At 61.6% G+C, this 13,867-nt stretch carries 12 protein-coding genes; 6 read left to right on the forward strand and 6 right to left on the reverse strand.

The window, feature by feature from the left end:
* Positions 1-154: 154 nt before the first annotated feature.
* The gene (locus ACZ89E_RS24915) at positions 155-1,063 is read right to left on the reverse strand and encodes a LysR family transcriptional regulator (RefSeq protein WP_463258733.1); all 909 of its coding nucleotides are present in this window, start codon (positions 1,061-1,063) and stop codon (positions 155-157) included.
* 107 nt (positions 1,064-1,170) lie between these two features.
* On the opposite strand from ACZ89E_RS24915, the gene ACZ89E_RS24920 reads away from it, so the two are divergent.
* The 3 genes from ACZ89E_RS24920 to ACZ89E_RS24930 are packed head-to-tail and all read left to right on the forward strand — an operon-like array spanning position 1,171 to position 3,717.
* Positions 1,171-2,412 (forward strand): D-amino acid dehydrogenase, encoded by a 1,242-nt coding sequence (locus tag ACZ89E_RS24920; protein WP_476256642.1) that lies wholly within the window; start codon positions 1,171-1,173, stop codon positions 2,410-2,412.
* Between the two features lie 24 nt (positions 2,413-2,436).
* Positions 2,437-2,787 carry a RidA family protein gene (locus ACZ89E_RS24925; protein ID WP_476256643.1) on the forward strand — a complete coding sequence of 117 codons (351 nt, stop codon included), beginning with the start codon at positions 2,437-2,439 and terminating at the stop codon, positions 2,785-2,787.
* A gap of 27 nt (positions 2,788-2,814) precedes the next feature.
* On the forward strand, positions 2,815-3,717 hold the full coding sequence (locus tag ACZ89E_RS24930; RefSeq protein WP_476256644.1) for a transporter substrate-binding domain-containing protein: 903 nt from the start codon (positions 2,815-2,817) through the stop codon (positions 3,715-3,717).
* A 156-nt stretch (positions 3,718-3,873) separates the two neighbouring features.
* Here ACZ89E_RS24930 and ACZ89E_RS24935 read toward each other — a convergent pair whose 3' ends face one another.
* Positions 3,874-4,593 (reverse strand): 16S rRNA (uracil(1498)-N(3))-methyltransferase, encoded by a 720-nt coding sequence (locus ACZ89E_RS24935; RefSeq protein WP_476256645.1) that lies wholly within the window; start codon positions 4,591-4,593, stop codon positions 3,874-3,876.
* A 202-nt stretch (positions 4,594-4,795) separates the two neighbouring features.
* Positions 4,796-6,202, reverse strand: a complete 1,407-nt coding sequence (locus ACZ89E_RS24940) for an adenosylmethionine--8-amino-7-oxononanoate transaminase (protein ID WP_054044354.1) — start codon at positions 6,200-6,202, stop codon at positions 4,796-4,798.
* Between the two features lie 222 nt (positions 6,203-6,424).
* Here ACZ89E_RS24940 and ACZ89E_RS24945 point away from each other — a divergent pair, with 222 nt between their 5' ends.
* The 3 genes from ACZ89E_RS24945 (at position 6,425) to ACZ89E_RS24955 (ending at position 9,635) form a co-directional block, all read left to right on the forward strand.
* Positions 6,425-8,188 (forward strand): flavin monoamine oxidase family protein, encoded by a 1,764-nt coding sequence (locus tag ACZ89E_RS24945; RefSeq protein ID WP_476256646.1) that lies wholly within the window; start codon positions 6,425-6,427, stop codon positions 8,186-8,188.
* A 269-nt stretch (positions 8,189-8,457) separates the two neighbouring features.
* Complete coding sequence (locus ACZ89E_RS24950) at positions 8,458-9,009, forward strand: cytochrome b (RefSeq protein WP_149659699.1); 552 nt, start codon at positions 8,458-8,460, stop codon at positions 9,007-9,009.
* Between the two features lie 32 nt (positions 9,010-9,041).
* Positions 9,042-9,635, forward strand: coding sequence for a YceI family protein (locus tag ACZ89E_RS24955; RefSeq protein WP_149659698.1), 594 nt, complete (start codon positions 9,042-9,044; stop codon positions 9,633-9,635).
* Between the two features lie 245 nt (positions 9,636-9,880).
* Here ACZ89E_RS24955 and ACZ89E_RS24960 read toward each other — a convergent pair whose 3' ends face one another.
* From ACZ89E_RS24960 to metF, 3 genes are all read right to left on the reverse strand, one after another.
* Entirely contained in the window at positions 9,881-11,767 is a 1,887-nt protein-coding gene (locus ACZ89E_RS24960; RefSeq protein WP_149659697.1) for an RNA helicase RhlE2, read from the reverse strand.
* Positions 11,768-11,990: 223 nt separating this feature from the next.
* Positions 11,991-12,806 carry a substrate-binding periplasmic protein gene (locus ACZ89E_RS24965; RefSeq protein ID WP_149659696.1) on the reverse strand — a complete coding sequence of 272 codons (816 nt, stop codon included), beginning with the start codon at positions 12,804-12,806 and terminating at the stop codon, positions 11,991-11,993.
* A 168-nt stretch (positions 12,807-12,974) separates the two neighbouring features.
* Entirely contained in the window at positions 12,975-13,820 is an 846-nt protein-coding gene (gene metF / locus ACZ89E_RS24970; protein WP_123599646.1) for a methylenetetrahydrofolate reductase [NAD(P)H], read from the reverse strand.
* Between the last annotated feature and the right edge of the window lie 47 nt (positions 13,821-13,867).

The raw sequence follows: 13,867 nt of genomic DNA on the forward strand, positions 1-13,867 counted from the left end.
TCCTGTAGGAGCGAGGCTTGCCCGCGACGGCGGCGTGTCAGTCAGCATAAATGTTGAATGTACCGACGCTTTCGCGGGCAAGCCTCGCTCCTACGGGTGATGGGGCCCTAGAAGTCCCCCCACAATTGCTGACGCTTTCGCGAGCAGGCACACATTACAGAATCAATCGATCCAGTTGCGCCTGCGCCCTGCGGCTGAAGACCTGCAACAGGTCGCTCAAGGTATGCGGCGGCGGTTCGTCGGCGCGGGTCACGGCGTACAAGGTGATCGGCAGCGCCGGTGCCAGGGGACGAATCGCCGTGGCGGCGGGGGAGGCGCCGAGGGCGGTGAACGGGTCGATGACCGCCAGCCCGGCCCCGGATTCCACCATCGCCCGGGCCAGTGAATAAGTTTGCACGGCAATGCGCACTCGCGGCGGCGGATCGACCGCTTCCAGGTAGCTGTCGAGCCGGGCGGCCAATGGGTCGGCGCTGGACAGGCCGATCAGCGGCGCGCCGGCCAGTTCGAGCAATGGCAACGGCTGGCCGTGGCTGTCAGCGGGCCAATAACCCAGCGGCGCCAACGCCACCAGCATCCCGCTGGCCAGGGCTTGGGCCTTCAGCCCCGGATGATCCGGCGGCTGCAACGTCAGGGCGACGTCCACTTCGCGCATCAACAGGTTCTGCATCAACTCACGGCTGTGGGCGCTGGACAGTTCGCAGACGATGTCCGGGTAACGTTGTGTCCATTCGTTGATCGCCGGTGGCAGCAGCGACAGCGCTAACGCCGGGATCGCGCCGATCCGCACACTGTGGCCCGGCTCGCGGCGCAGGCTCTGGGCCAGGCGTCGCACACCTTGCAGGCTTTCGGTGACCTTATCGACCTCACGCTCAAGCTCCAGCGCTTCGGGCGTGGCCTGCAATTTACCGCGCACCCGCAGGAATAACGCAAAGCCCAGTTGCTGCTCGGCGTGTTGCAGTACTTTGCTCACCGCCGGCTGCGAGACGTGCAGCAACTGGGCGGCGCCACTGACCGAACCGGTCTGGCGAATGGCTTGGAAAATCTCGATGTGACGCAGGCGCATGGCGAGTCCATAACCTTTGTTTATGGGTGAGCCATCTTTATGCATTGTTCAACGGCTGTCACCTGGTCCTAACCTGAGGCCTGTTTCAACAACGGTTAAGGACAGACATGGCTCAGCGGGTTTGCATCATCGGCGGCGGCGTCATCGGGCTGACCACGGCTTACGCACTGGTGCGCGACGGCATCGACGTGACGCTGGTCGAGGCCCGGGACTCGCTGGCCAGCGAAACCAGTTTCGCCAACGGCGGCCAGTTGTCCTACCGCTACGTCGCACCGCTGGCCGACGCCGGCGTGCCGTTGCAGGCGATCGGCTGGATGCTGCGCGGTGACTCACCCCTGAAGCTGCGCCCACGGCTGGACCCGGCGCAATGGCGCTGGATGGCGTCCTTTCTGGCGGCCTGCCGCAGCTCGGTGAACCAGCGCAACAGCGCGCATCTGCTGCGCCTGGCGCTGCTCAGCCAGACGACGTTGCAAGGCTGGCGCGAGGAAGACCGTCTCGACGGCTTCGACTGGCGGCGCAACGGCAAACTGGTGACGTTTCGTGAAGCCGCGAGTTTCGAGCATGCGCGCCACGGTCTGGCTGATCCACAACAGCAGCAGGTGTTGTCCCGGGCCGAATGCGCCCAACTGGAACCGGCACTTGCCGAGGCGCCGTTCGTGGGCGCGATTTACACCCCGGATGAAGAAGTCGCCGACTGCCACGGGTTCTGCCAGCAACTGGTGGCCCGGCTCAAGGCGTCGGGGCGTTGCGAGTTTTTGCTCGGGCAAACGGTCACCGGCATTCGCCACATGGACGGCGCGGTGCAGGCCATCGAAATGGGCGCGCAGGTGTTGCCGGTCGAGCAGCTGGTGATCGCGGCCGGGCATCGCAGCCCGGCGCTGGCGTTGCCCGGTATGAACCTGCCGCTGTACCCGCTCAAGGGCTATAGCCTGACCGCACCGATTCGCGCCGAACATCGCGCGCCGGATCTGAGCATCACCGATTACAACCGCAAGATCGTTTACGCCCGCATCGGTGCTCAACTGCGGGTGGCGGCGATGGTCGACATTGTCGGCTTCGACCCGGCGCTCGATCCCAAGCGCCTGGCGCTGATCAAACGCCAGGCCCAGGACACCTTGCCCCATGCCGGCGACTACGACGCCGCCATCGAATGGGCCGGCATGCGCCCGGCGACCCCCAGCGGCGTGCCGCTGATTGGCGCCACGGCGTACCGCAACCTTTGGCTCAATCTCGGCCATGGCGCGCTGGGTTTCACCTTGGCCTGCGGCAGCGCGCGACTGCTCAGGGATTTGCTGACGCAGCGCGCACCTTCGATTGAAATGCACGGCCTCGCGCCTCGCGTCGCCTGACTTGAGCTTGAAAAGGAAGAACCGATGAGCATCAACCGAATCAACAGCAACAGCCGCCTCTCCGCCGCCCTGACCTTTGGCGAACTGGTGTTTCTCTCGGGCCAGGTGCCGGGCGAGAGCCGCGACGTCAGCGGCCAGACCGCCGAGGTGCTGGCGAAAATCGATGCGCTGCTGGCCGAGGCCGACAGCGACAAGGATCACCTGCTCAGCGCGACTATTTACCTAAGCGACATTGGCCGCGATTTCGCCGCCATGAACGAGGTCTGGTCGCAATGGCTGTCGCTGGGCAAGGCGCCGACCCGCACCACCTTGCAGGCGCAACTGGCCCGTCCCGAAGTACTGGTGGAAATCACCGTGATCGCCGCCCGCCGCTAATCGCCCCACCCACAACGGAGAATAACAATGCAAAAAATCACGTTGATCGGCTGCACCCTCGGTCTGCTGCTCGGCAGTCAGGTCCAGGCCACGGAAGCGCCGCTGACGGGCACGCTGAACAAGGTCGCGAATGCCAAGAGCATCACCCTGGGCTATCGCGATGCGTCGGTGCCGTTCTCCTACGTGGGTGATCACTCGGGGCAGCCGATGGGTTACTCGGTGGACCTGGCGGGCAAAATTGTCGAGCGCATCAAGCAAAAACTCGATCAGCCGAACTTGCAGGTGAAGTACAACCTGGTGACCTCGCAAACCCGCATTCCGCTGGTGCAGAACGGCACGGTCGACCTTGAGTGCGGCTCCACCGGGGTGACGGCCGAGCGCCTGCAGCAAGTGGCGTTTTCCTACGGGTTTATCTATGTGAAAGGGCAGTTGCTCACGGCCAAGGACAGCGGGATCAAAAGCTTCGCCGACCTGCGTGGCAAGAATGTCGTGACCACTGCGGGGACCACCAATGAGCGGTTTCTGAAGAGCTACAACGTCGATCACAAGATCGACATGTTCGTGATCAGCGCCAAGGACCACGGCGAAGCGTTCCAGATGTTGCAGTCGGGCAGGGCGGCGGCGTTTTACATGGACGATGCGCTGCTCTACGGCGAACGGGCCAAGGCTCGCGATCCGCATAACTGGGTGGTGGTGGGTGAGGAACAATCGCGGGAAATCTACAGCTGCATGGTGCGCAAGGGCGATCCGCAATTTCTCGAGTTGGTGAACTCGACACTCGCCGACCTGTACAGCTCGGGGGAAATCAACGGCATCTACAACCGCTGGTTCCAGCAGCCGATTCCGCCCAAGGGCTTGAACCTGGAGTTTCCGATGACCAGCGAGTTGAAAGCGATCATCGCCAAACCGGTGAGTGAGCCGGTGCAATAACCGACTCCTGATCCTGATCGTTGATCGTTGATCGTTCCCACGCTCCGCGTGGGAATGCAGCCCGGGACGCTCCGCGTCCCATCCAGAGCCGAACGCAGAGCGTCCGAAGAGGCATTCCCACGCAGAGCGTGGGAACGATCAAAGGCTGCGATCTTTTTAGAAATCACCCCACAATTGCTGAGCCACCGCCAACGCCACCACCGGCGCGGTCTCTGTGCGCAACACCCGCGGGCCCAGTCGAGCCGCATGAAAACCCGCCCCTTTGGCCTGATCCACTTCCGCCTCCGACAACCCCCCTTCAGGGCCGATCAGAAACGCCAGGGTCGCAGGCTTGGCATGACTCACCAGCGGCTGCGCCACCGGATGCAGCACCAGCTTCAATTCCGCGTCGGTCTGCTTCAACCAATCCGCCAACAGCAGCGGCGGATGAATCACCGGCACCCGTGAGCGCCCGCACTGCTCGCAAGCGCTGATCGCCACCTGGCGCCAATGCAGCAGGCGTTTGTCGGCGCGTTCGTCCTTGAGGCGGACTTCGCAGCGGTCGGTGAAGATCGGGGTGATTTCGGTCACGCCCAGTTCGGTGGCTTTCTGGATCGCCCAATCCATCCGCTCGCCACGGGACAGGCCCTGGCCGAGGTGGATCGACAACGGCGACTCCACTTGCCCGATGAAGCTTTCATCGAGTTGCACCACCACGCGTTTCTTGCCGACTTCCACCAGCGAACCCCGAAACTCGTGGCCCGAGCCGTCGAACAATTGCACCGCATCACCCTCGGCCATGCGCAGCACGCGGCTGATGTAATGGGCCTGGGCCTCGGGCAACTCGTGCTCGCCGGTGCTCAGGGGGGCGTCGATAAAGAAGCGGGACAGTCTCATCTTGGGTCTCTAAAAATTGGCTCGGAATCGCTTTTGTGGCTGCTGACTCTTTGTGGCGAGGGAGCTTGCTCCCGTTCGGCTGCGAAGCAGTCGCCAATCCATTCAGCGCGGTGTTTCTGATGTACCGCGTTGAGTGGGGTTGGGAGTCCTTCGGCCTCCAGCGGGAGCAAGCTCCCTCGCCACAAGGGTTATGCAGTGCCTGTTAGCCCGGATCGCGGAAGCCGGGGTGAAAGTCTTCCGGCACCGACACGCTGACGCTATTGCGGGTCGCAATATCGATCCCTTCACTGGCCACCTCCGCGAGGAAATCAATCTGCTCCGGGGTAATCACGTACGGCGGCAGGAAATACACCACGCTGCCCAACGGGCGAAGTAAAGCACCGCGCTCCAAGGCGTGCTTGAACACTTTCAAGCCACGGCGCTCTTGCCACGGGTAGGCTTCCTTGGTCGCCTTGTCCTTGACCATCTCGATGGCCAGGACCATGCCGGTCTGGCGCACTTCCGCCACGTTCGGGTGATCGACCAGGTGCGCGGTGGAGGTGGCCATGCGCTGGGCCAGGGCCTTGTTGTTCTCGATGACGTTGTCTTCTTCGAAGATATCCAGCGTCGCCAGTGCCGCTGCGCACGCCAGCGGGTTGCCGGTGTAGCTGTGGGAATGGAGGAAGGCGCGCAGGGTCGGGTAGTCGTCGTAGAAGGCGCTGTAGACGTCGTCGGTGGTCAGCACCGCCGCCAGTGGCAGGTAGCCGCCGGTCAGGGCCTTGGACAGGCACAGGAAGTCCGGGCGGATGCCGGCCTGTTCACAGGCGAACATCGTCCCGGTGCGGCCGAAGCCGACGGCGATTTCGTCGTGGATCAGGTGCACGCCATAACGGTCGCAGGCTTCGCGCAGCAGCTTGAGGTAAACCGGGTGGTACATGCGCATGCCGCCCGCGCCTTGAATCAACGGCTCAAGGATCACGGCGGCGACGGTGTCATGGTTCTCGGCCAGGGTCTGTTCCATGGCGACGAACAGGTTGCGCGAGTGTTCTTCCCAGCTCATGCCTTCCGGGCGCAGGTAGCAATCCGGGCTCGGCACCTTGATGGTGTCCATCAGCAGGGCTTTATAGGTTTCGGTGAACAGCGGCACGTCGCCCACCGCCATCGCCGCCATGGTTTCGCCGTGATAGCCGTTGGTCAGGGTGACGAAGCGCTTCTTGTTTGGCTGGCCGCGGTTGAGCCAGTAGTGAAAGCTCATTTTCAGCGCGACTTCGATGCAGGACGAACCGTTATCGGCGTAGAAGCACCGGGTCAGGCCTTCCGGGGTCATCTTCACCAGGCGTTCGGACAGCTCGATCACCGGCTGATGGCTGAAACCAGCAAGGATCACGTGTTCCAGTTGATCGACCTGGTCCTTGATGCGCTGATTGATTCGCGGGTTGGCGTGGCCGAACACGTTGACCCACCAGGAACTGACGGCGTCGAGGTAGCGCTTGCCTTCGAAGTCTTCCAGCCAGATGCCTTCACCGCGCTTGATCGGGATCAGCGGCAGCTGTTCGTGGTCTTTCATCTGGGTGCAGGGGTGCCACAACACGGCCAGGTCCCGTTGCATCCACTGATTATTCAGGCCCATTTACAGTCTCCTCGAGGCGGTCCGCGGCAGGCGCGGGCAAACAATCGCGCAAGCCTATGCAATGCATCGCGCCGGGACAACCCATTGTGTCGATTGAGCTACTTTGTATGGGGTGATAGACGTCGCTGGCGGCGTTTTGATGGCTGACGTATTCTTCGCGGTTCTTTGAGTCGTCTGACTCGCAAAACTGCTTTTTCCTACCTGATTTCCGGAGTTCGCTGAATGTCTGCTGGTTGGCTGCGCGCCTGTGCGCTGGTGATGTTGGGGCTGTTCAGCGTTTCGGCGCTGGCCAAGGATAAAACGGCAATCGTGATCGGCGGCGGGCTTTCGGGCCTCACCGCGGCCTACGAGCTGCAAAACAAAGGCTGGCAGGTCACCCTGCTGGAAGCCAAGCCAAGCCTGGGCGGTCGCTCCGGCATGGCCACCAGCGAGTGGATTGGTAACGACAAGGCCCAACCGGTGCTGAACAAATATGTGTCGACCTTCAAGCTCGGCACCACGCCGGCGCCTGAATTCGTGCGTACACCGGGCTACCTGATCGACGGCGAATACTTCACCGCCGCCGACCTGGCAACCAAGCAACCGGCCACCGCCGAAGCGCTCAAACGCTACGAAAAGACCCTCGACGACCTGGCGCGCTCGATCACCGACCCGCAAAACCCGGCAGCCAACAGCACGCTGTTCGCCCTGGACCAGATCAACGTGGCCAACTGGCTCGATCGTCTGACCCTGCCAGCGACTGCCCGTCAGTTGGTGAACCAGCAGATTCGTACCCGTTACGACGAACCTTCGCGCCTGTCGCTGCTGTATTTCGCACAACAGAGCCGTGTGTACCAAGGCGTTTCCGACCGTGACTTGCGCGCTTCGCGCCTGATCGGCGGTAGCCCGGTGCTGGCCCAGGCCTTCGTCAAACAACTGAAGACGATCAAGACCAACTCGCCAGTCTCGGCCATCACCCAGGACAAGGACGGCGTGACCGTCAAGGTCGGCAGTGTTGGCTATCAGGCTGACTACGTAGTGGTCGCTGTGCCATTGCGCGCCCTGAGCAAGATCATCATGACCCCGTCGCTGGATGCCCAGCACATGGGCGCGATCAAGGGCACCAACTACGGTTGGCGCGACCAGATCATGCTGAAGTTCAAGACCCCGGTCTGGGAAAGCAAGGCGCGCATGTCCGGCGAGATCTACAGCAACGCCGGCCTCGGTATGTTGTGGGTAGAGCCGGCGCTCAAGGGTGGCGCCAACGTGGTGATCAACCTGTCCGGCGACAATGCGCGGGTGATGCAGGCTTTCGGCGACAAGCAGATGGTCGATCAGGTGCTGATTCGCCTGCACGCGTTTTATCCACAGGCGCGCGGTTCGTTCACCGGTTATGAAATCCGCCGCTACAGCACCGACCCGTCGATGGGTGGCGCTTACCTGGCCTTCGGTCCGGGCCAGATCAGCAAGTACTGGCGCCTGTGGGAGCGTCCGCTGCAACGTGTAGCCTTTGCCGGCGAACACACCGACACCTTGTACCCGGGCACCCTGGAAGGCGCATTGCGCACCGGCCAGCGTGCGGCCAGTCAGGTTGAAGACCTGGCGGCGGGCAAGTCGTTTGAACCGGTGAAAGTTGTGCCGGCAGCGACCGCAGCAGCGGCCGGCGCAGTGGCGGCGAAGAAAGGTAACTTCTTCACCAACCTGTTCGGCGGTTCGGATGACGACAAGAAGCCAGAACCGGTCAAGGCCCCAGAGCCAGTGACCCCGCCAGCTCCGGCCCCTGCTCCAGTGCCAACCCCGGCCCCGGCGCCAGTGGAAGCACCGAAGCCAGCGGCACCGGCCAAGGCCGAGCCTGCGAAGAAAGCGGCCAAGCCTGCGGCGAAGAAGCCGGCAGCGAAAACCGATGCTAAAAAGGTTCCGGCCAAGAAAGCTGAACCGGCGAAGAAACCAGCGGCCAAGAAGCCAGCTGCAACGACACCGGCAGCGACCGATACCAAAGCGCAGTAGGGCTTTGGGTTGAAAAAGAAAGCGCGGCAGTGATGCCGCGCTTTTTTTACGCCTGAAGAAAAGGGCCCTCACGATTCGAATAAACCGGATGGCGCAGGTGTTCTTGGCCTGGACTACCTGGTTTTTCAGAGATTGGCGTCTTTAATCTTTCCTTAACGCATCCCTAAGAGACTCTTGATCGTATTTCTCGATATTTCAAAGCGAAATTTTCCGCTTTAAATCGATAGATAACTCGATAGTCTTGGGCCAGCACTTACAGGGACTTGGCAATGCAACTACGAAACTCTACTGCTCGCTACGGCTGGGTCAGCATCTTCATGCACTGGGGCGTAGCGCTGGCGGTGTTCGCAATGTTCGCGTTGGGTCTGTGGATGGTCGGTCTCGGTTATTACGATCCCTGGCGCAAGGCAGGGCCGGATATCCACAAGAGCATCGGTCTGATCTTGCTGGCGTTGATGGTGTTTCGCGTGGTGTGGCGCCTTATCAGCCCACCGCCACCGACCTTGACCAGCTACAGCCGCATGACGCGCCTGGGTGCGAAATTCGGGCATGCCTTTCTGTATCTCTGCCTGTTTGCTGTGATGATTGCCGGTTACCTGATTTCCACCGCAGAAGGCGTCGGGATCCCGGTGTTTGATTGGTTTGAAGTGCCTGCACTGGTGTCCGGACTACCGGACCAGGCAGATACCGCAGGTGCGATTCATCTGTACCTGGCGTGGGCGCTGGTAATTTTTTCCGGTCTCCATGCGTTGGCAGCATTGAAGCACCACTTTATCGACCGTGATGTGACCCTTAAGCGAATGCTGGGTCGCAAAGCCTGAAATTCAACCTCGACTCCAAAAGGAAATAAAGCATGTTGAAAAAGACTCTCGCCGCTCTGGCAATCGGTTCTGCGCTGCTGTCCGCTAACGTGATGGCTGCTGACTACACCGTCGACAAGGAAGGCCAGCACGCCTTCGTTGACTTCAAGATCAGCCACTTGGGTTACAGCTACATCACCGGTACCTTCAAGGATATCGACGGCAAGTTCAGCTTCGACGCTGCCAAGCCAGAAGACAGCAAGATCGAGTTCAACGTGAACACCGCCAGCGTTTTCACTAACAACGCTGAGCGCGACAAGCACATCTCCAGCAAAGACTTCCTGAAAGTAGCTGATTTCCCTAAAGCTACGTTCGTGTCCACCGGCGTTAAAACCACCGGCAAAAACGCCGACGGCAAAGTCACTGCCGACGTGGCGGGCAACCTGACTATTGCTGGTGTCACCAAACCAGTTGTGGTCAAGGCCACTTTCCTGGGTGAAGGCAAGGATCCATGGGGCGGCTACCGTGCAGGCTTCGAAGGCACCACCAGCATCAAGCGCTCTGATTTCGGCAAGATGATGGACCTGGGTCCGCAGTCCGACGCGGTTGATCTGTACGTCACGTTTGAAGGTGTGAAAGCGAAGTAACATTCGTCGCTTCAACAAAAACGCCCCCGATCTCACGGTCGGGGGCGTTTTTTTATGGCCGAACACAAATTGCATGGACGACAAAACCCTGTAGGAGCGAGGCTTGCCCGCGAACGGGGGCAACTCGGTTTCTGTTGTGTCGCGGATGGCGCCTTCGCGGGCAAGCCTCGCTCCTACAGGGGTTGGTGCGCATAAAAAATGCCCCGAATCTCGCGATCCGGGGCATTTTTGATTACTTCAAAAAATCAGCGATTGCGAGTCAGCAATGCTGGTTTTTCGCCGCGTGGGCGGCCTGGCAGTTGATCCAGTTGCTCAGGCGTCGGGAACCGATCGGTTTTCGACTCTTTATGGATGATCTTCGGTGCCGGGCCACGCGGGTTCTGCACGGCCGGTTCCGAACGAGGCTGGTCGTCGGTGCGGGCCGGGCGGCGGTTGCGGGACTCTTCGCGACGGGCCTGACCGTCACGTGGCGCGCCGTTGCGTGGGCCGCTGCGCTTGGCTGGCGGGGTGCCGGTGGTGGCGCCGTCGCTGCTGCGCGGACCGCTTTGGCGACCCTGAGGCTTGCCGCCGGTGCGCGGAGCACCAGCACCTGCGCCCGCTGCCGCGCCTTGTGCCGGAGCACCCGGACGACGACCACGGCCCTGGGCCGGTTTGGCTTGCGGCACGTAGTCAACGCGGTTACCGAAGTTATCCACGTCATCGTCCAGGAACTCGTCCGGCGCGCGATCAGCCGCCGCAGCGCGTGGCGCCGGACGCTGTTGTTCGCGGGCCGGAGTGCCTTCGCGTGGTTTGTGCTCACGGGCAGGGCGATCGCCACGGCCAGTAGCGGCAGGTTTTTCCTTGCCGCCCTTGTCCTTGCCTTTGTCTTTACGACCGCCGCCACCGCCAGTGCCGTTCGGACCGTCGCCGCGCGGGCCACGTGGGTTGCGCGGGTTACGCACATCCGGACGCTCGCGGACTTCTGGCTTCTCGGCTTCTACAGCGCTGGAGTCGAAGCCCATCAGGTTGCCGTCGGCAATCTTCTGCTTGGTCATGCGCTCGATGCTTTTCAGCAGCTTCTCTTCGTCCGGGGCGACCAGCGAGATCGCCTCGCCCGAACGACCGGCCCGGCCCGTACGGCCGATACGGTGCACATAGTCTTCGTCGACGTTCGGCAGTTCGAAGTTGACCACGTGGGGCAACTGGTCGATGTCGAGGCCGCGAGCGGCGATGTCGGTGGCAACCAGGATGCGCACTTCACCGGCCTTGAAGTCGGCCAGGGCTTTGGTGCGCGCGTTCTGGCTCTTGTTACCGTGGATCGCGACGGCGCTGAGGCCGTGTTTGTCCAGGTACTCGGCCAGGCGGTTGGCGCCGTGCTTGGTGCGGGTGAAGACCAGAACCTGTTCCCAGGCGCCGGCGGTAATCAAATGCGCCAGCAAGGAGCGCTTGTGGCTCGCGGCCAGGCGGAACACACGCTGTTCGATACGCTCGACCGTGGTGTTCGGCGGCGTGACTTCGATGCGTTCCGGGTTGTGCAGCAGTTTGCCGGCGAGGTCGGTGATGTCTTTGGAGAAGGTCGCCGAGAACAGCAGGTTCTGGCGTTTGCTCGGCAGACGGGCAAGGACCTTTTTCACGTCATGGACAAAGCCCATGTCGAGCATGCGGTCGGCTTCGTCCAGCACGAGGATTTCCACGTGGGACAGATCGACGCTGCCTTGACCGGCGAGGTCGAGCAGGCGGCCAGGGCAGGCCACCAGCACGTCAACACCGCGGGACATGGCCTGAACCTGTGGGTTCATGCCGACGCCGCCGAAGATGCAGGCGCTGACGAACTTCAGGTCACGGGCATAGACCTTGAAGCTTTCATGGACCTGAGCCGCGAGTTCGCGGGTAGGGGTCAGGACCAGGACGCGCGGTTGGCGCGGGCCGTGACGCTGGGATTTGTCCGGGTGACCGTTGGGGAACAACCGCTCCAGGATCGGAAGGGCGAAGCCGCCGGTTTTACCAGTACCTGTCTGCGCCGCGACCATCAGGTCGCGACCTTGCAACACGGCGGGGATAGCCCGCTGTTGCACCGGAGTAGGCTCGGTATAGCCCGCTGCCTCGATGGCACGGACTAAAGCCTCGGAGAGACCGAGGGAAGCAAAGGACATGAGTAATCCTGTTTTAGTTAGGGCTTGGCCCAATGGGAGTCTTGCCTGGCGCGAATGGCGTTTAAGAGGACGCAATCCCGTCCGGTCCTGCTGGGTTTTCGAAGGCTCGTCTGGAGCGCTCGCGCGGGCTGAAAAGCTGCGCTGTAGCGGGGTCGAGATGCCTTGAACGATTCCGAGCGTCCGGGCGTGAGCCTGGCGGGAAGGCCGGAGTATAACAGAGCATTCACTGCGCGCCGCTTTCCTGCTGCTCAACGGTTTTTCCACGGGCGGCGGTGATGCCTGGCGCTTGCAGATCGGGGGCCGGGCCGGCGCCATAACGGGCGCTCAGCTCGGCGTAGGCGGGCTCACGCTTGAAGCGCTTGAGTTCGGCGCCGAAACGTTGCACCAGCAAATCCATGCCGGCATTGCGTCGGACCGCCAGGAATTGGCTCTGGTGGCTGATGATCGTCGGGTTTTCGCTGATCTGATCGCGAATGTTCAGCTCATCCAGCAAATGCTGGCCGACCCGGCGGTCAGTGATCAACAGGTCGATGCGCCCGCGCAGCAGCTTGCCGAAGTTGGCTTCGTGGGTCGGCGCCGGCTCCCGGGTAAACAATGTCGAACCGCTGAAGTCCTCGCTGTAGAGATAACCCGGCGAGGTGCCGATGGTCAGGCCTTTGAGTTCTTCAAGGGTGCGAAACGGATGAGGTCGTTCGTTGGCGTAGAACATCACGAACTCGACTTCCGAGAGCGGTTCGCTGGGGTAGAGCAGGGTGGCGTCGCGTTCGTCGCTGTGGAAAATGTCCAGCGCACCGTCGGCCTGGCCGGTGTCGAGCATCGACAGGCAGCGCTTCCAGGGCAGGAATTGCCATTCCACTTCGATGCCCAGGCGTTTGAAGACGATGGCGGTGGTTTCGTAGTCCAGGCCCAGGGCTTTGCCGTTTTCCTCGTACACGTACGGCGCCCACGGCTCTGTGACAATGCGCAATTTCTCGCCCCGGGCGGCGAAGCTCAGGCAAGTGAAAAGAAGCACGGTCAGTAACTGCGCGATCAATGGCATGACTTGAGATTACGACGAGAAACCGTAAAGAGCCAGAAACGGGATCCAGAAGCTCTGTTTCGGGCGTTGAAAGCAAAAGATCGCAGCGCTCGGAGGCGCGTGGGCGCTGCCGAAGGCTGCGATCTTTTGATCTGGCTTGTCGCTTTCAACTTGAAGCTTGCAGCTGTTTTACCGCGGCAACTTCAGGTTATTCCACACCGCCAGACTCGGCTCAGCCTGGTTTAACGTATAGAAGTGCAACCCTGGCGCGCCACCTTGCAGCAGGCGTTCGCACATTTCGGTGATGACTTGCTCGCCAAAGCCTTGAATGCTCTGGGTGTCATCGCCGTAGGCTTCCAGTTGCTTGCGGATCCAGCGCGGGATTTCCGCACCGCAGGCATCGGAGAAGCGCGCGAGTTTGCTGTAGTTGGTGATCGGCATGATCCCCGGCACGATCGGGATGTTCACGCCCATCGCCCGTACACGCTCGACAAAGTAGAAGTAGCTGTCGGCGTTGAAGAAGTACTGGGTGATCGCGCTGTCGGCGCCGGCGTTGGCCTTGCGCACGAAGTTGTTCAGATCGTCTTCGAAATTGCGCGCTTGTGGATGCATTTCCGGGTAAGCGGCGACTTCGATGTGGAAATGATCGCCGGTTTCTTCACGAATGAATTCAACCAGGTCGTTGGCGTGGCGCAGTTCACCGCTGGCCATGCCCATGCCCGAAGGCAGGTCACCGCGCAGGGCAACGATACGGGTAATGCCGGCAGCCTTGTATTGCGTCAGCAGGCTGCGCAGGTCGTCCTTGCTGTCGCCCACGCAAGACAGATGCGGTGCGGCCGGGACTTTGACTTCACTTTCGAGCTGCAACACGGTGTTGATGGTGCGATCACGGGTCGAACCGCCAGCGCCATAGGTGCAGGAAAAGAAATCGGGGTTGTACGTCGCCAGCTGACGGGCAGTGGCGAGCAGTTTTTCATGCCCAGCATCGGTCTTGGTCGGGAAGAACTCGAAGCTGTAGCGACGGTCTTGGGACATGGAGGGGACCTCCAGCTGCAAGTTGCAAGCTGCAAGCTGCAAGAGGG

This window comes from Pseudomonas sp. TE3899, assembly GCF_056279105.1.